Raw genomic sequence first — 20,298 nt, 5'->3', positions numbered from 1 at the left:
CGGCTAAGCCCACGAAGACAGCGCGCGTGCGATGCGCGCGTTGAACCGCTGCACCTGGGCGGCGGACAGGCGCTCGGCGCCGTAGAGCGAGAGCATGTCGAAGGCACTGCGTGGCGCGCAGGTGCCCAGCAGCGCTGTCTTGAGCACGCGCCGCACAGGCCGGCGCAGCACCAGCCGGTCCACCCACCAGGGCGACCCCAGCGTGGTGATGGCCAGTGTCCTGCGCAGCCGGTGCAGGCGGGGGCGGATGGGCCCCAGGTCGGTCGCATGGTCGTAAGCCACGCCGGGCGCCCATACGCGGTCGAACCAGCCCTTGAGCACCGCCGGAAAGCCGAACCACCAGGTCGGAAAGACCAGCACCAGCGCCTCAGCCAGCAGCAGCCGGTCGATCTGCGCTTGCACGGCGCCGCCGTCGAAGGCCGTGCCGTAGTAGCTGCGACGCTCCGCCGCCGTGAGCGCGGGCGCGAAGCCCGTGCGGCACAGGTCCTCCACCTGCACCGTGTGCCCTGCGGCGGTGAGGGTGCGGATGGCTTCCTGCGCCAGCGACTGGCACAGGCTGTCCTCCAGCGGATGCGCGATGACGACCAGACAGTGCATGGCGCCGGCGTCAGGCCTGTGTCTGGGCGCGCACGTCGAACTCCACCTTCCAGCGCTCGTGGCCTCCCACGGGCACGGCGCTCAGCTCCAGCGTGCCGATATCGGTCACGCGGGCGTGCAGGGTGACGGGTACGACCTCGCCGGGCGTGCGGCCCTCGGGGGGCAGGTGGGCCTCGATCTCCTGCAGTTCCACCAGCTCTTCGGGTCCCCAGAAGTCCAGCAGCGTGCCCACGGTGTCGCCGCGGCGCACGCTGGAGCCGAAGAAGCGCAGCCGCACCGGCTCGCCCACCACCAGGCCGAACTCCTGGGCATGAAGCGCGACCTCGGTGCCTTCCTCCATGCCGAACGGCGCCAGGCACAGGGCGCTCAGGGGCGGCTCCATGCCGGGAATGGCGGGCATGTTGCTCTCCACGCCCACGTAGTAGCTTTGCGCCGCGCCGCCGCGGATGCGCACGCCGCGCCCCGCCGCAGTGACATGGCCGAAGTACGCCGCGCCGCGTGCCACGGCCAGGTCCAGCTGGGCGCCTTCCAGCAGCCGGGCGGGGGCGGCGCCCTCGGCAGCCAGCCAGCCGTTGATGACGCCGACGATGCGCTCAGCGATCTGGGGGGCCTTCAGCACGCCCCCGTTGAACAGAAGGGCCGTGGGGTGCAGGAAGCTGGCGCCCCCCGCTTGCCTGCCGGCCAGGCCAGGGATCTGTGCCGTGGCATCCAGCTGGCGCGACAGGAAGGCCGCCAGGTGGCGCGTGACGGCCGCGTCCTGCGCGTAGGGCAGGCCCAGTTGCGTGAGCGCGCCGCGCGCGCGGGTCAGCGGCTTGTCGCCCACGGCCACCTGAGGGAAGAACCCATCGACCAGCAGCGCCTGTACTTCGGCGCGCGTCACCTCGGTGCGGATGCTGCCGCCGATCAGCTTGCTACCGCGGCTGGGGACAACCACAGGCACGGATGGCAGCGCCTCGTCGGCCAGCAGCTGCTCCTTGGCTGCGCGGCAGCCATGGGCCAGGGCGCGGGTCTGCCAGGCGTCCAGCGGCTTGCCCTCCTGGGCCAGCTTGCGCGCCACGCCATAGGCCAGCGCCAGGTCCATGTTGTCGCCGCCCAGCAGGATGTGCTCGCCCACCGCCACGCGCTGCAGTTCCAGGGCGCCGTCCTTCTCCAGCACCGCGATCAGCGACAGGTCCGTGGTACCGCCGCCCACGTCCACCACCAGGATGACGTCGCCGCTCGCGACCTGCTTGCGCCATCCGCCGCCGCTGGCCTGGATCCAGCTGTACAGCGCGGCCTGGGGCTCTTCCAGCAGCGTCAGGCGCTCCAGGCCGGCGGCGCGGCAGGCCTCGGCCGTCAACTCGCGCGCGGCCGGGTCGAACGATGCGGGAATGGTGACGGTGATGTCCTGCTGCTCCAGCGGCGCATCGGGGTGGGCCTGGTTCCAGGCCCAGCGCAGGTGCGACAGGTAGCGCGCCGATGCGGCCAGGGGCGACACGCGCGGCACCTCCGGCGGCGCATCGGGCGGCAGGATGGGCGCACGCCGTTCCACGCCCGGGTGGCACAGCCAGCTCTTGGCGCTGGACACCAGGCGGATCGGCGTGGCCGCGCCGCGCGTGCGCGCCAGCTCGCCCACCACGCCGTCCTGGCCTGCGTCGCCACCGGGCAGCGCCGTGTCGGCGGCGCTCAACTCGCTCTCATGCGGCAGGTACAGGAAGGAGGGCAGCAGCGGCCGCGCCTCCACGCTGGCCGGTCCGGTGAGTTGCGGAATATCCAGCACCTGCTGCACGACGGCGTCGCCGTCGCTGGCGTGCCGGTCCACGTACGACAGCGCGCAGTGGGTGGTGCCCAGATCGATGCCGATGCTGTACTGGGCGTTGTTTTTGCCTGAAGCGCTTGCGGGGTAAGCGCTGGCAGCTATGGTTTCAGGAGTGTTGGGCATATCCGTGTTCACAGCTCCACCTCGGCCTGGGCCAGCACGGCGGCGGCCCGCGGGTCGGTGAGCTGCGGCAGGCGCACGGCGGTCGCCTTCCAGCCGCGGTGGGTCAGTTGCCCCGTGAACGGCGCCTGGCCCAGCACATTGCCCGTGAGGCGCACGGCCGTGGCGTCAAAGCCGACCGGCAGGGTGACGTGGCTGCCCTCGCCCTCCGGGCGCACGGCCTCGATGGTGAAATGCTCGCGCAGCACCTTGCGGCAGCCCTCGTGGACCACGCGCGCGGCGGCGCCGATCTCGGCATCGGAGTAGGGCGCCACGTCTTCCTGCAGAAAGTCCACCAGGCGCGCCTCGCGCTGCAGCAGGCCCAGCAGCTGCAGCGCGGCGGTGTCGGTGGCGACGTCGACGCGCTTTTCCACCACTTTCTCGACGGGCACCTCCACGCGGACCTCGACGATCTTCTCCACGATTTTCTCCACGGGCACTTCCACCCGCACTGCCTGGGGAGCCGGCGGCGCCACGTCGGCGGCCAGCGCTTCACCCGCGCGCAGGCGCTGGATGTCGGCGGCCAGGCGGCCGTTGCCCAGGATGGCGAAAAAGCTGCCGATGGCGATGGCCATTCGGCTCAGGAAGGAGGGGGGTGCTGGAGTGTTCATGGGCTGTCGCTGCAAGGGGGCGCCGGGCCGAGGCGGCGCGGCGCACAGGGGCGGGTGCGGCGTTCGAGTGGTCCGGGAGGGGGACGGGGCTCGCCCGCGCGCGGCGCGCGAAGGCGGCGATGTTACCGAAAGGCGGCTATCCCTGGCCCGCGCGGGGTGGCGGGGCGGCACGGCAGCGCGGGGGAATGGGGGACAATGCACGCGCCCTTCCTGGTCCGCTTCGCATGACGATCCATACCGACGACTTTGCCCCCTCTCCCCCTCCGGCGCGCGAGCGCGTGGTGTCGGCCGCGCCGGCCTCCTCGCAGGAGGAAGCGCTGGAGCGTGCGCTGCGCCCCAAGCTGCTGCAGGAGTACGTGGGCCAGGCCAAGGCGCGCGAACAGCTCGAGATCTTCATCGGCGCGGCCAAGAAGCGCGGCGAGGCGCTGGACCATGTGCTGCTGTTCGGCCCGCCGGGCTTAGGGAAGACCACGCTCAGCCACATCATCGCCACCGAACTGGGCGTGAACCTGCGCCAGACCAGCGGCCCCGTGCTGGAAAAGCCCAAGGACCTGGCAGCGCTGCTCACCAACCTGGAACGCAACGACGTTCTCTTCATCGACGAGATCCACCGCCTTTCGCCCGTGGTCGAGGAAATCCTCTACCCCGCGCTGGAGGACTACCAGATCGACATCATGATCGGCGAGGGGCCGGCCGCGCGCAGCATCAAGCTGGACCTGCAGCCCTTCACGCTGGTGGGCGCCACCACGCGCGCGGGCATGCTCACCAACCCGCTGCGCGACCGCTTCGGCATCGTTGCGCGGCTGGAGTTCTACACGCCCGATGAATTGGCGCGCATCGTCATGCGATCGGCCGGCCTGCTGGGCGCGCCCATCGATGCCGAGGGCGGCATGGAAATCGCGCGTCGCTCGCGCGGCACGCCGCGCATCGCCAACCGCCTGCTGCGCCGCGTGCGCGACTATGCAGAGGTGAAGGGTTCGGGCCACATCACCCTGGACATTTCCAACCGCGCGCTGACCATGCTGGACGTGGATCCGCAGGGCTTCGACGTGATGGACCGCAAGCTGCTGGAGGCCGTGGTGCACCGCTTTGACGGCGGCCCCGTGGGACTGGACAACATTGCCGCCAGCATCGGCGAGGAGAGCGGCACCATCGAGGACGTCATCGAGCCCTACCTGATTCAGCAGGGCTATCTGCAGCGCACACCGCGCGGGCGCGTGGCCACGCTGGCCGCCTACCGCCACCTGGGCGTGGCGCCGCCGCGCGCGGCGGGCGGGCTGTTCGAGTCCGCCTGATCGCTCAGGCCGCGTGGGGGGTGAGCGGCTGCGTCCGCGCGTCGGCTTGGTGCGCTGCGCCGCGGGTCAGCGCTGTGACCATCCCACTCACGATGAGCACCTGGGCCGCATAGTAGGTGGCCAGCACCCACAGCTGCGACAAGGGCAGCGGCTGCACGAAGCGGTTGGTGGCCAGCAGCGAATCGCTGAGCATGAAGCAGCACGCGCCCAGCGCCACCGCAAGCGACGAGCGCTCGCGCAGCGCCGCGTGGCGCCCCCAGGCCTGCGCCGCCATCAGCGCGATCACCACCACATACACGGCCACCGGCACCCGCAGCGCGGCCGGCAATCCGCCGTGCCAGAGGAAGGCGTACATGCAGATGCCCAGCGCCAGCGTACCCCCGAGTGCCCCGCGGTGGCCGAACCAACCCGCGCCCTGCTTGAACAGCGCGATGTAGCACAGGTGCGCCAGCAGGAAACTCACCAGCCCGGGAATGAACAGGTGCTCTGACAGCATCAGGAACACGTCGCCCGCCAGCGAACCCAGCAGCGCGCCCAGCAGCAGCCAGCATGACCGGTTCAAGCCAAAACGGCCTGTAGCGCTCATTGGATAAGCGTGATTAGCTACATAAACAATAGCAATCGCCATGGTCAGCGGCTTGAACAGCAGGTGCCACGCCGTGAACCCCAGCGCGCTGGTCGCCGTGGCCAGCGCCCCGGCTTCGATCATCAGCGCCAACCCCATGCCAATGCGCCCCTGCATGGCCGCGCCCAGCGCCCACTGGCAGGCCAGCAGCGTAGCGAACCACACGGCGTTGGTCGCCAGCGGTGCGCCGTCGGCCTGCCACAGGAATGCCGCCACGCCCGCCAGCAGCAGCACGAACTGCACGCCGGCAAACCAGCGCAGCGGCGCGGACAGGGGCGGGTCGAACAGGGGCATGTCGTGGAGGTTGAAGGCCGGCTTGGGAAAGCGCTGCGCCACATCGGTGGGGCGCCAACCGGGGGCTTTCAGCCACACGCGCAGCTTGTCCGCCCAGCGGCGGGCGTGCCAGCTGTCGTGCAGCAGGCCCGCATACACCTGGGCGTTGGCCCAGAGCGGGTCCCAGCTGTTGAGCAGGACGCGCGTGCCGTACACGCATTTCTCCCGCGGGTCCTCGTCCTTGAAGGTACCGAACAGCCGGTCCCACACGATCAGGATGCCGCCGTAGTTTTTGTCGAGGTAGCTGTCGTTCACGGCGTGGTGCACGCGGTGGTTGCTGGGGCTGCAGAACCAGCGGTCGAACCAGCCCAGCCGCCCCACCTGCTCGGTATGCACCCAGAACTGGTACAGCAGGTCGACCAGCCCCACCACCACGAACACCAGCGGCGGCACGCCCGCCAGCGCCATCGGCAGGTAGAACACCCAGCCCAGGACCGCGCCGGAACTGGTCTGGCGCAGCGCGGTGGACAGGTTGTAGTCCTGGCTCTGGTGGTGCACCGCATGCGCGGCCCACAGCACGGCCACTTCGTGCCCCATGCGGTGCAGCCAGTAGTAGCAGAAGTCGTAGAACACCAGCGCGATGAGCCAGCCGTACCAGGTGGTCCAGAACGCCTCGCTGCGCCACAGCGCCAGGTGTTCATAGGCCAGCGTGTACAGCCCCACGCGCAGCAGCACGGTGAACACCGCGCTGGTCTGGCTGAGCATGCCCAGGCTGACGCTGCTCACCGCATCGGCCAGCCGCAGCGCGGGCCGCCCGCGCCAACGGCCGATGGCCCATTCCAGCGCCATGAGGGCGAGGAACACCGGGGTGACGAGGACGATGATCTGGCTGCCGGACATGGGAACGATTGTGGGCTGCAGCCAAGCCCGCCGCGAGGAGGGCAACCCTTAAGCGCCTGCGCCTGAAAATCGGGTAGGTGGGCCTGGCTGCGCTGAAGGGGGGCGCGCGCTTCGATGCCGCCGCAAGGCGACCCGCGTCGCCGTCATCGCTGTCCGTCCCGGCCGCCGGGGCCCGCGTCCGCTCAGAACCGCTCCCACGGCTGCAGGTAGCGCCACTGCCCCTGGGGCACCTTGGCCAGGGGCACGCGGCCGATGCGGATGCGCTTGATGGCCCGCACGGACAGGCCCACGGCTTCGCACATGGCCGGGATCTGGCCGGGGCGGATGCCCTTGAGCGCGAAGCGCAAGCGTGTCTCGCTTTGCCAGCTGACCTTGATGGGCGGCAGCGGTCGGCCATTGAAGCTCAGGCCGTGGCAGAGCTTTTGCAGTCCGCCGTCCGTGATCTGGCCTGCCACCTCCACGATGCATTCCTGTTCCAGCGTTTCGATGTCTTCCTGCAGCTTGCGGGCCACGCGCCGGTCCTGCGTGTAGACCACCAGGCCGCTGGCCTCGGTGGGCAGCGGCGTGAAGCATTCGAGCTGTTTGAAATGGCGCAGCAGCACGCGCGTGCCGGCGGCGTCTTCGGGCAGGTGCGACTGCGCGTTGAGCAGCGCGACGGCTTGCGGCGCGCCCTGGCTGCGGCTGCCGTGCGCGCCCGGTGCGCGGTGCGTCGCGCCAGTGACCAGACCCAGCCCCGCCTCGTAGCCCGGCGGCTTGTGCAGCAGCAGGGTGACGGGCGTGAGCTCCATCGGGTTGGCGTCCGGCGCCAGCACCACGCTTTGTGCGGGCGCCACGCGCGCGCCGGGCAGCTCGACCACCTGGCCGTCCACCGACACCCATCCGCCCTCGATGTACTGCTCTGCCGTGGTGCGCGAGCACTGGAACTGCTGCGCCACGCGCTTGGACAGGCGCACCGCGTCCGTTGGATGGCTGGACTCAGTCATTGCCGGGCTCCAGCATGCGGATGCGCTCCACATGCGCGAGCAGCGAGCGCTGCGCGATGGGCCACATGCGCGCCGGCACGTCGTCGTAGGCCAGGCGCACCCAGTCGTCCATGCTGCCTTCGGGCTGGGCCTGCATGGCGGCCAGCACCTTGGCCTCGCGCGCCAGGCGGTGGGCCTTCAGGCGCGCGATGGCGGTGCGCGCCCCATCTTCCGGGCCTCCCAGCACGTAGCCGTGCGCGGGCAGGATGAAGTCGGCGCCGTGTTCGGCGCACAGCGCGTCCAGCCGGTCCAGCGAATCCAGGTAGTCCGCCATGTTGCCGTCGGGCGGGTCGATGACCGTGGTGCTGCCGTTCAGGATGTGGTCGCCCGAGAACAGCAGCCCGTCCTCGCGCAGCAGCAGGCACAGATGGTTGGCCGCATGGCCGGGCGTGTGGATGACCTGCAGGGTATGGGTGATTTCGCCGTCCGGCCCTTGTCCAGCAAGCGTGAGCAGCTCATTATCTTGTAGCGAGCGATCGGGCGTGAATTGGCTGGCCGCACGTGCCGTGGGTGCCGAGGGCAGGCCCAGGATGGGCGGCGCGGCGCGCCCGGCGCGCACGCACATCGCCTGCAGCGGCGCGGCGCCGGGGGAATGGTCGGCGTGCGAATGGGTGCACACGATCATGCGGATGTCCCCCCCCGCGGCGCGCCAGAGCTTGTCCAGGTGCTCGGTGTCGGCCGGACCGGGGTCGATGGCGATGTAGCCCGTGGCCGGGTCGCCCACCAGGTAGCTGTTGGTGCCGGGGCCGGTCATCACGCCGGGGTTGGGGGCGGTGAGGCGCTGCACGTTCTTCAGCAGCGGCACGGGCGTCTCGCTCTGCCAGTCCAGCGCATGCTCGCCGCGGCCCGTGGGCGTGACCAGCGCCAGCTCGCCGAAGGGCGCCTCATCCTCCATGAAGCGCGCCTCCTTGCCGCCCAGCAGGCCCGAGCGCGGGCTGCTGACCCACAGAGGCTGCTCGTGCGCGACGGCGGCGAGCACGGCGTCCACGTCCGCAAACTGCGCCAGGCGCTGCAGCGTGCGGATGGTGGGGAAGATCATGAAGAACTGCCCCGCCTCGTGGCGCGCCAGCGCGTCAGCCGGGCTCACCCACACGGGCTCGAACTGCTCGGACTCGTCGGCCACGGGCTCCTGCCCCTCGGGCATGCGCGCGACGAGAAAGGGCACGGCGAAGCGCTTCGGTAAATTGCGGTCGGCCGTCCAGTGGGCCAGCCAGTACACGCGGTCGGCCGCCAGGCGCAGGCCGCGCGCGGCGCATTGCGCGGCGAACGTGGTGCCGGCCGGTGCTTGGCGTGCGATGGCGGCGATGTCGTCGGCCCCGGCCCAGCGGCCGTCGCCGTGGCGCGCCAGCAGCACGCCCAGCTCCTCGAAGCTTTCGCGGATGGCGGCCAGCGCGTCGGTCAGGCGCGCGGCGGTCTGCGCCGGGCGGTGGTCGGCCAGGGCGTGGGTGGCGGGGTCGGCGTCCTGCGTCTCGATGCCGCCGCCGGGGAACACGTAGGCGCCGGGCACGAAGCTGGCCTTGTCCGAGCGGCGCGTCATCAGCACCTGCAGCGTGCTGCCGCCGCCGGGCCGAGGCGCATCGCGCAGCAGCAGCACGGTGGCTGCATGAAGGGGGGTGACCGGCTCGCGGTGGGGGTGTAGTTGTTGGCTCAGGCGTGGCATCGGCGCATTATCGGCAGGCGCACGCCGCCCGCCATCAGCCCTGCAGCGGGCGCAGCTGGGACAGGCGCTCCAGCACCGGGCCGATCAGCGGCTTGGCGCGCGGGATGCCCACGCTCCAGAGCATCTCCAGCAGCTCGATCAGCGCGGCGCCGTCGGCGCTGCGCTGCACGAGATGGGTGGCGGTGGCAACGTCTTCGGCGTGCAGCCGGTCAAGTACGTCAACGGTCAGAGTCATGGTGGCCTCGCTCTCTCTTTTCTGGGGGCGATCAAAGGGACAACCTGCCCATGCCGGCCGAACCGCACCCGCGGCGGACGTGTTCAATCCGTGGGACGCAGCTGCAGCAGCCGCTGGAGCACGGGCTCCAGCAACTGCGGCGCGCGCGGAATGCCACAGTTCCACAGCATCTCCAGCAGTTCGATGAGCGCCACGGCGTCGGCGCTGTCTTGCACCAGTTCCGTCGCGGCATTCGGGTCGGCGGCATGCAGCCGGTCGAGTACATCCATCGTCAGGGTCATCGCACCTCCGTTGTCGTTATCGTGGCCCGCCGCGGCCGGCAGGGCGGCACGGCGGGAACCCCGGATGCTCCCCATGCAGCCCAGGGGCGGGCTGATCGAAATCAATAGCCGAGCAAAAAACTCGGATGTCAGCCGTGCGGGGTTTCCCCGTGGTTGCACCCAGGCGACGCGCGCATGCGGCGGATAATCGCGCCATGCACATCCGCTTCACCAAGATGCAGGGCGCGGGCAACGACTTCGTGGTACTCGACGAGACGCAGGGACGCCTGGGGCTCACGCCCGCGCAGTACCGCTTTCTGGCCGACCGCCACTTCGGCGTGGGCGCCGACCAGATCCTCACCGTGCGCCCCTCGCCCGGCGCGGGCATCGACTTCGAATACGTGATCCACAACGCCGACGGCGGCCAGGTGGAGCAGTGCGGCAACGGCGCGCGCTGTTTCGCGCGCTATGTGCGCGACAAGGGCCTCACCGCGCAGGACACGATCCGCGTGCAGACCATGGCCGGCGTGATCGCCCCGCACCTGACCGCCGACGGCCGTGTGACGGTGGACATGGGCCGCCCCGAGCTGGAGCCGGCGCGCGTGCCGTTCGACACCACGGGTCTCGCGCCCGTGTCGCAAGGTTCAGGCCAAAAATGGCCTCTGGCGCTTGATGGACAAGCGTCAGCAGCTACGTTATTAGTAGCAGTGGTGTCCATGGGCAACCCGCACGCCGTCCAGTTGGTCGACGATGTGGACACTGCCCCCGTGGCGCAGACCGGTCCCTTGATCGAAAGCCACCCGCGCTTTCCCCAGCGCGTGAACGCGGGCTACCTGCAGATCGTGAGCCGTGGTGAAGTGCGCCTGCGCGTGTACGAGCGCGGCGCGGGCGAGACGCTGGCCTGCGGCACGGGCGCCTGCGCCGCCGTGGTGGCCGGCATCCGCCTGGGGCTGCTGGATGCGCGCGTGCAGGTGCACACGCGGGGCGGCCTGCTCACCATCGACTGGGCCGGCGGCTTGCAAGACCCCGTATTCATGACCGGCCCCGCTACCACCGTCTTCGAAGGCGAGATCGACATTCCGGACGCTTTATGACCTCTTCCTCTCCCGTATCCCCCATCACCGAAGACGACATCGCGCACTTCCTGGCGAACACGCCGGGCTTCTTCGAGCGCCATGCCGAGTTGCTGGCGAGTGTCACCATCGCCAGCCCCCACGGCCAGCGCGCCGTGAGCCTGCACGAGCGCCAGGCCGAAATGCTGCGCGAGAAGATCAAGGGCCTGGAACACCGCGTGATGGAGATGGTGCGCCACGGCACCGAGAACGCCGCCATCACCCAGAAGATCCACCAGTGGACGCGCGAGGTAGCCGCGGTGCGCGATGCGGCCCGCCTGCCGCGCGCCGTGGAGAACGGCCTGCGCACGCTGTTCGACGTGCCACAGGTCGCGCTGCGGGTGTGGAACGTCGCGCCCGAGCACGCGGGCCTCGTCGCCACCCAGCCGGTGAGCGAGGACCTGCGCCTGTTCGCCTCGTCGCTGACCATGCCGTTCTGCGGGCCCAACCTGGGTTTCGAGGCCACGGCCTGGCTGCCCCAGGCGGGCGAGGTGCAGTCGCTGGCGCTGCTGCCGCTGCGCGAAGGCGCGATCGACAGCGCCGACCAGCCGGCCTTCGGCCTGATCGTGCTGGGCTCGCACGACCCGCACCGCTTCGAGGCCACCATGGGCACCGAATTCCTCTCGCGCATGGCCGAGCTGGCCAGCTCGGCACTGTCGCGCATGCGATGAAAAAGTGAGCGGCTTGCGCTGAATATATAAGGGTTTGCGTAGGTTTTTTGCCTGAGAACACCACGCATCAAGCGCAAGAAGCTCCTTATTCAGTAGCAAATGAACGATACGCCAGTTGCCCTGCACCTGCCGCCTGAGGCGTTGCAGTACCTGGAGCATGTGCGCGTGGAAAAGCGCCTGGCCGCGCGCACCCTCACGCTCTACACACTGGACCTGCAGCGCCTGGCCGCCATGGCCGCGGGCGTGGATCTGCCGCTGCTGCGCCTGACCAGCGCGCACATCCGCCGCTTCGTCGCGCAGATGCATGCCGGCGGGCGCAGCGGGCGCGGCATCGCGCTCATCCTCTCGGGCTGGCGGGGTTTTTACACCTGGGCTGCGCGCCAGGGGCTGGTGCCGCACAACCCCGTGCAGGACGTGCGCGCGCCCAAGGCGCCCAAGCCCCTGCCCAAGGCCCTGCCCGTGGACGAAGCGGTGCGCCTGGCCGAGCACCAAGAGACGGGCGCCGACCCCTGGCTGGAGGCGCGCGACGCGGCCATCGTCGAGCTGCTCTACGGCTGCGGCCTGCGCGTGGGCGAACTGGTGGGCCTGGACGTGGCGCCCAGCCCCGCCGCGCACCAGCAGGGGCGCGGCTGGTTGGACCTGCAAGCGGGCGAGGCGCATGTCTTCGGCAAGGGCTCCAAGCGCCGCAGCGTGCCCGTGGGCCGTGCCGCCACCGCGGCCCTGCAGGCCTGGCTGGCGCAGCGCGCGCTGCCGTTTGGTGCCGCGGGCGCGGCGCGGCTGGAGCCGGCGCTGTTCATCGGCCGGCGCGGCGCGCGGCTGACGGCGCAGTCCGTCTGGTCGCGCCTGCGCCAGCGCAGCCAGGTGGCGGGCCTGACCACGCCCGTGCACCCGCACATGCTGCGCCACTCGTTCGCCAGCCACCTGCTGCAGTCCAGCGGCGACCTGCGCGCCGTGCAGGAGCTGCTGGGCCACGCCAACATCACCACCACCCAGGTCTACACGCGGCTGGATTTCCAGCACCTGGCGCGGGTGTACGACGCGGCGCACCCGCGCGCGCGGCGCAAGCCCTAGGTGGGGGGCGGCGGGCGGGAGCGTGCCGCACGCTCTGCGTCCGGCCGGGTGCGACAAAAGCGCTCACCCGCGCGCGCACAATCCGGGGATGAAAACCATTCGACTGAAACCCGGCAAGGAGCGTTCGCTGCAGCGCCGCCATCCCTGGATTTTTGAAGGTGCCATCGCCAAGGGCGGCGGCGACAGCGGCGAGACGGTGCGGGTGGAGTCGGCGGAGGGCCAGTTTCTTGCCTGGGCGGCGTTCAGCCCCCAGTCGCGCATCCGTGCCCGGGTGTGGAGCTTTGACGAGAAGCAGCGCATCGACGCTTCTTTTTTTATAGCTGCTTGCGCCCGATCCATAAGCGCTAGAGACCGTTTTCCTATTGAAAGCAATGGCGTGCGGCTGGTCCATGGCGAATCCGATGGGCTGCCAGGGCTGATCGTGGACCGCTACGAGGACACGCTGGTGGCCCAGTTCACCAGCGCGGGCACGGAGCGTTGGAAGGCCGTCATCGCCGATGCGCTGCTTCAGGCGACAGGCCTGTCGCGCCTGTACGAGCGCTCCGACGCCAGCGTGCGCCAGTTGGAAGGCCTGGCGCCCGCCACCGGCTGGCTGCGCGGGCAGGGGCCGCAAGAGCTGACGATCCGCGAGCATGGCTGGCGGCTCACGCTCGACATTGCCGAAGGGCACAAGACGGGCTTCTACCTGGACCAGCGCGACAGCCGGCACCATTTCTTTGGCACGGTGCAGCGCCTGGGCCTGCAGCGTGTACTCAACTGCTATTGCTATACGGGCGGCTTCACGGTGGCGGCGCTGGCCGGCGGCGCGGGGCAGGTCACGTCCATCGATTCTTCCGGTCCCGCGCTGGAGCGTGCGCGGGCGCACGTGCAATTGAACGGGTTCGACGCGGCGCGGGCCGAATTTCTGGATGCCGACGTGAATGGATCCCTGCGCCGCTTCCTGGCCGAAGGGCGGCGCTTTGACGCCATCGTGCTCGACCCGCCGAAGTTCGCCCCCACGGCGGCGCATGCCGAGCGTGCGGCGCGCGCGTACAAGGACATCAACCGCCTCGCGCTGCAACTGCTGGAGCCGGGCGGCGTGCTGTATACCTTTTCCTGCTCGGGCGGCATCAGCGCCGACCTGTTTCATAAGATCGTGGCCTCGGCGGGTGCGGATGCGGGCGTGGACGGCTACGTGCTGGGGCGCCTGGCCGGCGCGCCCGACCACCCGATGACGCTGGAGTTCCCCGAGGGCGAGTACCTCAAGGGTCTGGCCATCATGCGCAAGCCGGCATGACGCTGCGGGCGCGAAGGTCTTGACAGGCTCTGTACACTGAAATTCGATTCCCATGCGGCGGTCGTCCAGGCCGCCGTTTTGCGTTTGCACTCCACGGAAAGCGACCCATGGCCCTGATTCCCGTCACCATCCTCACCGGCTTCCTCGGCTCCGGCAAGACCACGCTGCTCAAGCGCGTGCTGTCCGAAATGCACGGCCAGAAGATCGCCGTGATCGAAAACGAGTTCGGCGAGGAAAACATCGACACCGACATCCTCAAGACCGAATCCAAAGAGCAGATTCTGCAGATGAGCAACGGCTGCATCTGCTGCACCATCCGCGAGGATCTGCGCGAAACCCTGCAGCTGTTGGCCGCCAAGCGCCGCAAGGGGCTGGTGGCGTTCGACCGCGTGGTGATCGAGACCACGGGGCTTGCCGACCCCGGCCCCGTGGCGCAGACTTTCTTCATGGACGATGAGATCGCCGAAACCTATCTCATCGATTCCATCATTACTTTGGTGGACGCCAAGCACGCCCAGCAGCAGCTGGACGACCGCCAGGAGGCACGCCGACAGGTGGGCTTTGCCGACCAGATCTTCCTGTCCAAGACCGACCTGGTGAGCGAGGAGGAGAAGAACGACCTGATCCACCGCCTCAAGCACATGAACCCGCGCGCGCCCATCCGCGCGGTGCATTTTGGCGATGTGCCGCTGGCCGAGGTGCTGGACCTGCGTGGCTTCAATCTCAATGCCAAGCTGGACATCGACCCGGACTTCCTGAAGGAAGAAGACGCGCACGACCACAGCCATTGCGACCATGACCACGGGCACTGCGAACACGAGCACGACCATGGTCATGGCCATGCGCACGGCGAGCACGGCGGCCACGACCATGGCCATGAGCACAAGCATGACGAGCACTGCAAGCACCCGCATCACCACCACCATGACGACGACGTCAAGAGCTTCGTCTACCGCGCCGACCGTGCCTTCGATCCGGCCAAGCTGGAGGACTTCCTGGGCGCCATCGTCAATATCTACGGCCCGCGCATGCTGCGCTACAAGGGCGTGCTGAATATGAAAGGCACCGATCGCAAGGTGATCTTCCAGGGCGTGCACCAGCTCATGGGCAGCGACCTGGGTCCCCAGTGGGCCGAAGGCGAGGCGCGCCAGAGCAAGATGGTGTTCATCGGCATCGACCTGCCGCAGGACATCCTGCAACAGGGGCTGGAGCAGTGCCTGGTGTGAGACCCGTGGTGGCTGGCGGTAAAGTGCACTACGCCTGTGTGGTATCCACAACGTTTTGCGCTCGGCCAGCGCAGGTCTATACAATCGCGCCCCGGCAAAAACGCCCCCTGGGGCGCGTGCCATTCGCACCGTGCTGCACGAGGGGCCCTGGGCCCCGCACGCAGGCGGAAAAAGCCCGAACTGCGAGGAGACAGGAAGTGAAAGCCCAGTCCAGCAAAGCCCAGGCTGCGGCCCAGGCCAAGCGCGCGGGCGACGAACCCGCGCCGGTAACCGCGCGGCGCCTCCGGCCTTCTCCTTCCGGTTCCGGGCAATTGACCGTACCATCCAAGGCCACCGCGGCGGCGCCCGGCGCCCCCGAAGCCAGCTTTACCCAAACTATGCCTACGACCCTGCAAACCCCTGTGGCGGCCGCCAAGAAAGATCCCAAGCTGGCCAACAACTGGAAGACCAAGTCTGCCGAAGACCTGACGGATGCCGAAGTGCTGGCCATGCCCGAGAGCGAGTACATGAATGAGAAGCAGCTGGCGTTCTTCCGCCACAAGCTGGCTCAGCTCAAGCAGGACATGCACAACAACGCGGGCGAAACCACCGAGCACCTGCGCGAGGACACCGTGGTGGTCCCTGATCCGGCCGACCGCGCGACGATCGAGGAAGAGCACGCGCTGGAACTGCGCACGCGCGACCGCGAGCGCAAGCTGCTCAAGAAGATCGAGCAGTCCATCGCGCGCATCGACGCCGGCGACTACGGTTATTGCGACGAGACGGGCGAGCCCATCGGCGTAGGCCGCCTGCTGGCGCGCCCCACGGCCACGCTGTCGCTGGAGGCGCAGCAGCGCCGCGAACTCAAGCAGAAAATGTTTGGCGACTGATCCAGCGGTCGATTGCCGCGAGACGCCCGCACTGCGCACGCCCATTTGCATCTATGAGCAAGGAAGACACCACCACATCCGGCGGCCTGCTGTCCAAGATGGTGCGGTTCGTGCGCAATCCCACCGTCAACTGGTCCGATCTCGATGCGGTCGAGGCGGACCGCGAGAGCCAGTACAGCAAGCAGATGCTCAAGGAGATGATCGAGCGCAAGCGGCGCAACGATTTCGTGCGCCGCCGCGAGTTCGATCAGCTACGCAAGCTGCGCCAGCGCGAGGCCCTGCACGGCCAGCGCCCTGAAGACATCACTGCGCGCACGTCGTTCTTCCAGACCAGCATGACCTCGCCCGATGAGCGGGCCGTCACGCTCAAGAAGATCGACGAGATCGAGGCGCAGATGTCGCAGCAATGGTGGAAGGGCAAAGGGTCGGGAGAAACCCCAGCCCCAACCCCTGCGGCGCCCGCGCCTGACGGTGCGGCGCTGCCCGCAGCGTCCGCAGCCCCCGCGCCGCGACCCGCACCTGTGGCTGCCGCGGCTTTTGCCGCTGCACCCATCGCAGGACAACCGTCGCCTGCGGCCGCGGCCATGGCGGCGGCGCTGGCCTCCAGCGGGCTGGCCGGCGACCCCGCGCGCGCCTTTGCGCCGACGGCGCCGCTGAGCCTGCCGCCGACGCTCGACAAGGCGCCCGCCGTCGAGCCGATGTTCCACGACGCGAGCCCGGTGGTCGTACCCCCGCCGCTCGCGGAGGACGCGCCGCAACCCGCGCCGTCCCAACCGGAGAAGTTCGTGCACGAACCCGACCTGGAAGAGGCCGCGATCCGCTTTGCCAATGGCGACTATGCCGGCGCGGAATCGGGCCTGAAGGAAGTGCTGGTCCAACACCAGCACAGTGACCCCCAGCAGCAGCATGACATCTGGATGACCCTGTTTGACCTGTACCGGGCCACGGGCCAGCAGGAGCCTTTCGACGCGCTGGCCATTGACTATGCCGCTCGTTTCGGTCGCTCGGCGCCGCTGTGGTTCTCGTTGCCCGAACAGCTGGGTTTGAAGGCCATGACGCCTGACGTGGGTGCACCCGCCATCCCGCAGAGGGAACTGAGCTGGAGTGCGCAATCCACCCTCACGCAGCAATCGATTGCGGCGCTGCAGGCCTCGCTGGCGCGTTCCGCGCCGCCCTGGACCCTGAACTGGACGCGGATGACCGCGATCGATCTGCCGGCGGTCACCGCGCTGGCCGAGCTGTTCGAGGCCTGCGCGGAGCGGGATGTGCAGATCCACTTCGTCGGCACCGCCGCGCTGCAGGGGGTCCTGCAGGCTCACACCCAGTCGGGGGACCGCGGCGCCGATCCACAGTGGTGGCGGCTGCGCATGGCGGCGCTGCGGCTCATGGGGCTGCCCGATGAGTTCGAACTCGTCGCGCTGGACTACTGCGTCACCTACGAGGTCTCGCCGCCATCGTGGGTGCCTCCGCGCTGCGGCTACAGCGGCGACGACGGTGCGCAGCCACCGGCCACGCCAGAGGCGGCCGACAGCGCGCTGTACGCGTCGGGGTTCGCGCTGTCGCAGCCGGGCGGCGTGGATGAGGGGCCTGCCGCCACGCTCGAAGGCCACATCGAGGGGGATGCGGCCTCCGTCCTGGAGCCGCTGGAGCCTCTCGTGCGCCCCGGCGTGCCGCTGAACGTGGCCTGCGACCGGCTGATCCGCATCGATTTCGCTGCCGTGGGCTCGGTGCTGAACTGGGCGGCCACCCAGCAGGCGCAAGGGCATGTGGTGCAGTTCACCAACCTGCACCGGTTGGTCGCCGTGTTCTTCAACGTGATAGGCGTGAACGAGCACGCCTGGGTGGTGCCCCGCAAGAACTGAGGCCGCACCGGCTATTTGCCACTCCGGGGCCGTTGCCGAGAAGGTGCTCTGCCGTGCTTGCAAGGCGGCGTGGCGCCCCCATATGCACGAGCTATGGAACAGTACCACGGCACCACCATCCTCAGCGTCCGACGCCAGACGGCAGACGGCATCCAGGTCGCCCTTGGCGGCGACGGACAGGTCACCCTGGGCAACATCGTTGTCAAGGGCACGGCGCGCAAGGTGCGCAAGCTCTACCAGGGGCGGGTCCTGGCAGGCTTTGCCGGCGCCACGGCCGATGCGTTCACGCTGTTTGAGCGTTTCGAGGCCAAGCTGGAAAAGCACCAGGGCCAACTGACGCGCGCGGCCATCGAACTCACCAAGGATTGGCGTACCGACCGCGTGCTGCGCCGCCTGGAGGCCATGCTGGCCGTGGCGGACCATTCCGCGTCCCTCATCATCACCGGCAACGGCGACGTGCTGGAGCCCGAGCAGGGCATCATCGCCATCGGCTCGGGCGGCGCCTACGCCCACTCGGCCGCCAAGGCGCTCTTGAGCAACACCGACCTGCCCGCGGCCGAGATCGTCAAGAAGTCGCTGGAGATCGCGGGCGAGCTGTGCATCTACACCAACATGCACCACACCATCGAGACGTTGTAGGCGTTGTGTGGTTTGCTATATTTTTTGCAGCTTTTTGCGCTTGTCTATCAAGCGCTAGCGGCTCATTTGACTCATAAAGACAGGCAGGCTGCAGCATGTCCTCCATGACTCCCCAGGAAATCGTTTCCGAACTCGACCGTCACATCGTCGGCCAGAACGGCGCCAAGCGCGCCGTGGCCATTGCACTGCGCAACCGCTGGCGCCGCCAGCAGGTGGACGCCAGCCTGCGGCACGAGATCACGCCCAAGAACATCCTCATGATCGGCCCCACGGGCGTGGGCAAGACCGAGATCGCGCGGCGCCTGGCGCGCCTGGCGGACGCGCCGTTCATCAAGGTCGAGGCCACCAAGTTCACCGAGGTGGGCTACGTGGGCAAGGACGTGGATTCCATCGTCCGCGATCTGGTGGAAGTGGCCGTGAAACAGACGCGCGAAGCCGACATGAAGAAGGTGCGCGTGCGTGCCGAAGACGCCGCCGAGGACCGCATCCTGGACGTGCTCATTCCTCCGGCGCGCGGTGCCAGCGTCGATACCGCTCGCACCGGCGAGCTCGCGGGTGACAGCACGGCCCGCCAGGTGTTCCGCAAGAAGCTGCGCGAGGGCCAGCTGGATGACAAGGAGATCGAAATCGACCTGGCCGATGCGCGGCCGCAGTTCGAAATCATGAGCCCGGCCGGCATGGAGGAGATGACCGAGCAGTTGCGTGGCATGTTCAGCCAGATGGGCCAGGAGCGGCGTCGCGCCCGCAAGCTCAAGATCGCCGAGGCCATGAAGCTGCTGGTCGAGGAAGAGGCCGCCAAGCTGGTCAATGAGGAAGAGGTCAAGACGCGGGCGCTGGCCAACGCCGAGCAGAACGGTATTGTTTTCATCGACGAGATCGACAAGGTCGCGTCGCGCCAGGAGGCCGGCGGCGCCGACGTCTCGCGCCAGGGCGTGCAGCGCGACCTGCTGCCGCTGGTGGAGGGCACCACGGTGTCCACCAAGTACGGCATGGTCAAGACCGACCACATCCTGTTCATCGCCTCGGGGGCGTTCCACCTGGCCAAGCCGAGCGACCTGATCCCCGAGCTGCAGGGGCGCTTCCCCATTCGCGTGGAACTCACCTCCCTGTCGGTACAGGACTTCGAAGCCATCCTCACGCAGACCCATGCGTCGCTGGTCAAGCAGTACCAGGCGCTGCTGGAGACGGAAGGCGTCACCTTGGATTTCACGCCCGAGGGCATCACCCGCCTGGCCCACATTGCCTTCGAGGTGAACGAGCGCACCGAAAACATCGGCGCGCGCCGCCTGTCCACGGTGATGGAGCGGCTGCTGGACGAGGTGAGTTATGACGCCACGCGCCTGTCGGGGCAGACCGTGGTGGTGGATGCCGGCTACGTGAATGCGCGGCTGCAGTCGCTGAGCCAGGACGAAGACTTGTCCCGATACATCCTGTGATGCCTGGTTGCGCGGGGCGTCAAGCCTTCATAAACCACTTGCATACCTGCAGCTAAGTGCTTAATCAATAAGGACATTTGCCCGATTTTCACCTTGGAAATCGGCGCTAAGTCCTTGATTTCATTGCAAAATTTTGTTGCGGCGCCTCTTGCCTGGTGTTCTTTTCCTGCTACAGTGCAAAAAAGTGCAATTAAGTGGTGAAAAGTGCCCTTTGCACCCTCTCTCGGGGTGGAAAGCGGCAGTAGCGGGCAAGGGGTTCCATCGGTGTTTCAAGGGGCGTCATCGCTGAGTCTGGATGCAAAGGGGCGGCTGTCCGTGCCGACCCGGCATCGTGACGCCCTCACGGCGCAGGCGGGCGGCCAGCTCACCCTCACCAAGCACCCCGATGGCTGCCTGATGGTCTTCCCCCGTCCCGAGTGGGAGAAGTTCCGCGAGCGCATTGCCCAGCTGCCCATGTCCGCGCAATGGTGGAAGCGCATCTTCCTCGGCAACGCGATGGACGTGGAGATGGACGGCACCGGCCGGGTGCTGGTCTCGCCCGAATTGCGCGAGGCGGCCGGCCTGTCCAAGGACGCCATCCTGCTGGGCATGGGCAACCACTTCGAGCTGTGGGACAAGGCCACCTACGAGGCCAAGGAAGCCGCGGCCATGCAGGCCGAGATGCCCGATGTCTTCAAGGATTTCTCTTTCTAGGGGCCGCG

General features: G+C 68.7%; 19 protein-coding genes. 11 read left to right on the top strand and 8 right to left on the bottom strand.

Annotation, left to right across the window (positions count from 1 at the left end; all coding sequences use genetic code 11):
- Positions 1 to 3: 3 nt before the first annotated feature.
- Genes AC1PPL_RS13290 through AC1PPL_RS13280 form a run of 3 tightly spaced genes read right to left on the bottom strand, consistent with a single transcriptional unit; the run spans position 4 to position 3,165 of the window.
- Positions 4 to 597, bottom strand: coding sequence for an NAD(P)H-dependent oxidoreductase (locus tag AC1PPL_RS13290; RefSeq protein ID WP_312566776.1), 594 nt, complete (start codon positions 595 to 597; stop codon positions 4 to 6).
- A 10-nt stretch (positions 598 to 607) separates the two neighbouring features.
- On the bottom strand, positions 608 to 2,518 hold the full coding sequence (locus AC1PPL_RS13285) for an Hsp70 family protein (protein ID WP_479973484.1): 1,911 nt from the start codon (positions 2,516 to 2,518) through the stop codon (positions 608 to 610).
- An 8-nt stretch (positions 2,519 to 2,526) separates the two neighbouring features.
- Positions 2,527 to 3,165, bottom strand: coding sequence for a DUF2760 domain-containing protein (locus tag AC1PPL_RS13280; protein WP_479973483.1), 639 nt, complete (start codon positions 3,163 to 3,165; stop codon positions 2,527 to 2,529).
- A 224-nt stretch (positions 3,166 to 3,389) separates the two neighbouring features.
- Between AC1PPL_RS13280 and ruvB the strand changes: the two genes are divergently transcribed.
- A complete protein-coding gene (ruvB, locus tag AC1PPL_RS13275; RefSeq protein ID WP_047350631.1) occupies positions 3,390 to 4,460 on the top strand; it encodes a Holliday junction branch migration DNA helicase RuvB in 1,071 nt (356 codons plus the stop codon).
- Between the two features lie 4 nt (positions 4,461 to 4,464).
- On the opposite strand, the gene AC1PPL_RS13270 is transcribed toward ruvB, so the two are convergent.
- The 5 genes from AC1PPL_RS13270 to AC1PPL_RS13250 all read right to left on the bottom strand — a co-directional run bounded on the left by AC1PPL_RS13270 (position 4,465) and on the right by AC1PPL_RS13250 (position 9,456).
- Positions 4,465 to 6,258: a lysoplasmalogenase family protein gene (locus AC1PPL_RS13270; RefSeq protein WP_479973482.1), complete on the bottom strand. Its 1,794-nt coding sequence runs from the start codon at positions 6,256 to 6,258 to the stop codon at positions 4,465 to 4,467.
- Between the two features lie 182 nt (positions 6,259 to 6,440).
- Positions 6,441 to 7,241: an rRNA pseudouridine synthase gene (locus AC1PPL_RS13265; protein WP_479973481.1), complete on the bottom strand. Its 801-nt coding sequence runs from the start codon at positions 7,239 to 7,241 to the stop codon at positions 6,441 to 6,443.
- Complete coding sequence (locus AC1PPL_RS13260) at positions 7,234 to 8,940, bottom strand: MBL fold metallo-hydrolase (RefSeq protein WP_479973480.1); 1,707 nt, start codon at positions 8,938 to 8,940, stop codon at positions 7,234 to 7,236. The genes AC1PPL_RS13265 and AC1PPL_RS13260 overlap by 8 nt, the downstream gene beginning before the upstream one ends.
- 34 nt (positions 8,941 to 8,974) lie before the next feature.
- Positions 8,975 to 9,175, bottom strand: a complete 201-nt coding sequence (locus tag AC1PPL_RS13255) for a hypothetical protein (RefSeq protein ID WP_011806784.1) — start codon at positions 9,173 to 9,175, stop codon at positions 8,975 to 8,977.
- Positions 9,176 to 9,258: 83 nt separating this feature from the next.
- Entirely contained in the window at positions 9,259 to 9,456 is a 198-nt protein-coding gene (locus tag AC1PPL_RS13250) for a hypothetical protein (protein WP_015914278.1), read from the bottom strand.
- A gap of 194 nt (positions 9,457 to 9,650) precedes the next feature.
- Between AC1PPL_RS13250 and dapF the strand changes: the two genes are divergently transcribed.
- The 10 genes from dapF (at position 9,651) to mraZ (ending at position 20,290) form a co-directional block, all read left to right on the top strand.
- Positions 9,651 to 10,529: a diaminopimelate epimerase gene (gene dapF / locus AC1PPL_RS13245; protein ID WP_312302247.1), complete on the top strand. Its 879-nt coding sequence runs from the start codon at positions 9,651 to 9,653 to the stop codon at positions 10,527 to 10,529.
- A complete protein-coding gene (locus AC1PPL_RS13240) occupies positions 10,526 to 11,218 on the top strand; it encodes a DUF484 family protein (RefSeq protein WP_088888329.1) in 693 nt (230 codons plus the stop codon). Before dapF ends, AC1PPL_RS13240 begins: the two co-directional genes overlap by 4 nt.
- A gap of 99 nt (positions 11,219 to 11,317) precedes the next feature.
- Positions 11,318 to 12,289 carry a tyrosine recombinase XerC gene (locus tag AC1PPL_RS13235; RefSeq protein ID WP_479973479.1) on the top strand — a complete coding sequence of 324 codons (972 nt, stop codon included), beginning with the start codon at positions 11,318 to 11,320 and terminating at the stop codon, positions 12,287 to 12,289.
- Positions 12,290 to 12,377: 88 nt separating this feature from the next.
- On the top strand, positions 12,378 to 13,565 hold the full coding sequence (locus AC1PPL_RS13230; RefSeq protein ID WP_479973478.1) for a class I SAM-dependent rRNA methyltransferase: 1,188 nt from the start codon (positions 12,378 to 12,380) through the stop codon (positions 13,563 to 13,565).
- A 107-nt stretch (positions 13,566 to 13,672) separates the two neighbouring features.
- The gene (locus AC1PPL_RS13225) at positions 13,673 to 14,791 is read left to right on the top strand and encodes a CobW family GTP-binding protein (RefSeq protein WP_015914274.1); all 1,119 of its coding nucleotides are present in this window, start codon (positions 13,673 to 13,675) and stop codon (positions 14,789 to 14,791) included.
- Between the two features lie 23 nt (positions 14,792 to 14,814).
- On the top strand, positions 14,815 to 15,660 hold the full coding sequence (gene dksA / locus AC1PPL_RS13220) for an RNA polymerase-binding protein DksA (RefSeq protein WP_228403853.1): 846 nt from the start codon (positions 14,815 to 14,817) through the stop codon (positions 15,658 to 15,660).
- A 53-nt stretch (positions 15,661 to 15,713) separates the two neighbouring features.
- Positions 15,714 to 17,522, top strand: coding sequence for an STAS domain-containing protein (locus AC1PPL_RS13215; RefSeq protein WP_479973477.1), 1,809 nt, complete (start codon positions 15,714 to 15,716; stop codon positions 17,520 to 17,522).
- 93 nt (positions 17,523 to 17,615) lie between these two features.
- A complete protein-coding gene (gene hslV, locus AC1PPL_RS13210; RefSeq protein WP_041836099.1) occupies positions 17,616 to 18,161 on the top strand; it encodes an ATP-dependent protease subunit HslV in 546 nt (181 codons plus the stop codon).
- Between the two features lie 95 nt (positions 18,162 to 18,256).
- Positions 18,257 to 19,597 carry an ATP-dependent protease ATPase subunit HslU gene (gene hslU / locus AC1PPL_RS13205; RefSeq protein WP_479973476.1) on the top strand — a complete coding sequence of 447 codons (1,341 nt, stop codon included), beginning with the start codon at positions 18,257 to 18,259 and terminating at the stop codon, positions 19,595 to 19,597.
- Positions 19,598 to 19,861: 264 nt separating this feature from the next.
- The gene (gene mraZ / locus AC1PPL_RS13200) at positions 19,862 to 20,290 is read left to right on the top strand and encodes a division/cell wall cluster transcriptional repressor MraZ (protein ID WP_011806773.1); all 429 of its coding nucleotides are present in this window, start codon (positions 19,862 to 19,864) and stop codon (positions 20,288 to 20,290) included.
- The last annotated feature ends 8 nt before the right edge of the window (positions 20,291 to 20,298 follow it).

The sequence above is a fragment of the Diaphorobacter sp. B2A2W2 genome, from assembly GCF_056730635.1.
This window is presented reverse-complemented; position numbering and strand designations above follow the sequence as displayed.

What these genes read in the sequence shown, in the direction of transcription:
- AC1PPL_RS13290 (WP_312566776.1), bottom strand. Translation starts at nt 597, where the DNA reads ATGCACTGTCTGGTCGTCATCGCGCATCCGCTGGAGGACAGCCTGTGC.
- AC1PPL_RS13285 (WP_479973484.1), bottom strand. Translation starts at nt 2,518, where the DNA reads ATGCCCAACACTCCTGAAACCATAGCTGCCAGCGCTTACCCCGCAAGC.
- AC1PPL_RS13280 (WP_479973483.1), bottom strand. Translation starts at nt 3,165, where the DNA reads ATGAACACTCCAGCACCCCCCTCCTTCCTGAGCCGAATGGCCATCGCC.
- ruvB (WP_047350631.1), top strand. Translation starts at nt 3,390, where the DNA reads ATGACGATCCATACCGACGACTTTGCCCCCTCTCCCCCTCCGGCGCGC.
- AC1PPL_RS13270 (WP_479973482.1), bottom strand. Translation starts at nt 6,258, where the DNA reads ATGTCCGGCAGCCAGATCATCGTCCTCGTCACCCCGGTGTTCCTCGCC.
- AC1PPL_RS13265 (WP_479973481.1), bottom strand. Translation starts at nt 7,241, where the DNA reads ATGACTGAGTCCAGCCATCCAACGGACGCGGTGCGCCTGTCCAAGCGC.
- AC1PPL_RS13260 (WP_479973480.1), bottom strand. Translation starts at nt 8,940, where the DNA reads ATGCCACGCCTGAGCCAACAACTACACCCCCACCGCGAGCCGGTCACC.
- AC1PPL_RS13255 (WP_011806784.1), bottom strand. Translation starts at nt 9,175, where the DNA reads ATGACTCTGACCGTTGACGTACTTGACCGGCTGCACGCCGAAGACGTT.
- AC1PPL_RS13250 (WP_015914278.1), bottom strand. Translation starts at nt 9,456, where the DNA reads ATGACCCTGACGATGGATGTACTCGACCGGCTGCATGCCGCCGACCCG.
- dapF (WP_312302247.1), top strand. Translation starts at nt 9,651, where the DNA reads ATGCACATCCGCTTCACCAAGATGCAGGGCGCGGGCAACGACTTCGTG.
- AC1PPL_RS13240 (WP_088888329.1), top strand. Translation starts at nt 10,526, where the DNA reads ATGACCTCTTCCTCTCCCGTATCCCCCATCACCGAAGACGACATCGCG.
- AC1PPL_RS13235 (WP_479973479.1), top strand. Translation starts at nt 11,318, where the DNA reads ATGAACGATACGCCAGTTGCCCTGCACCTGCCGCCTGAGGCGTTGCAG.
- AC1PPL_RS13230 (WP_479973478.1), top strand. Translation starts at nt 12,378, where the DNA reads ATGAAAACCATTCGACTGAAACCCGGCAAGGAGCGTTCGCTGCAGCGC.
- AC1PPL_RS13225 (WP_015914274.1), top strand. Translation starts at nt 13,673, where the DNA reads ATGGCCCTGATTCCCGTCACCATCCTCACCGGCTTCCTCGGCTCCGGC.
- AC1PPL_RS13215 (WP_479973477.1), top strand. Translation starts at nt 15,714, where the DNA reads ATGAGCAAGGAAGACACCACCACATCCGGCGGCCTGCTGTCCAAGATG.
- hslV (WP_041836099.1), top strand. Translation starts at nt 17,616, where the DNA reads ATGGAACAGTACCACGGCACCACCATCCTCAGCGTCCGACGCCAGACG.
- hslU (WP_479973476.1), top strand. Translation starts at nt 18,257, where the DNA reads ATGTCCTCCATGACTCCCCAGGAAATCGTTTCCGAACTCGACCGTCAC.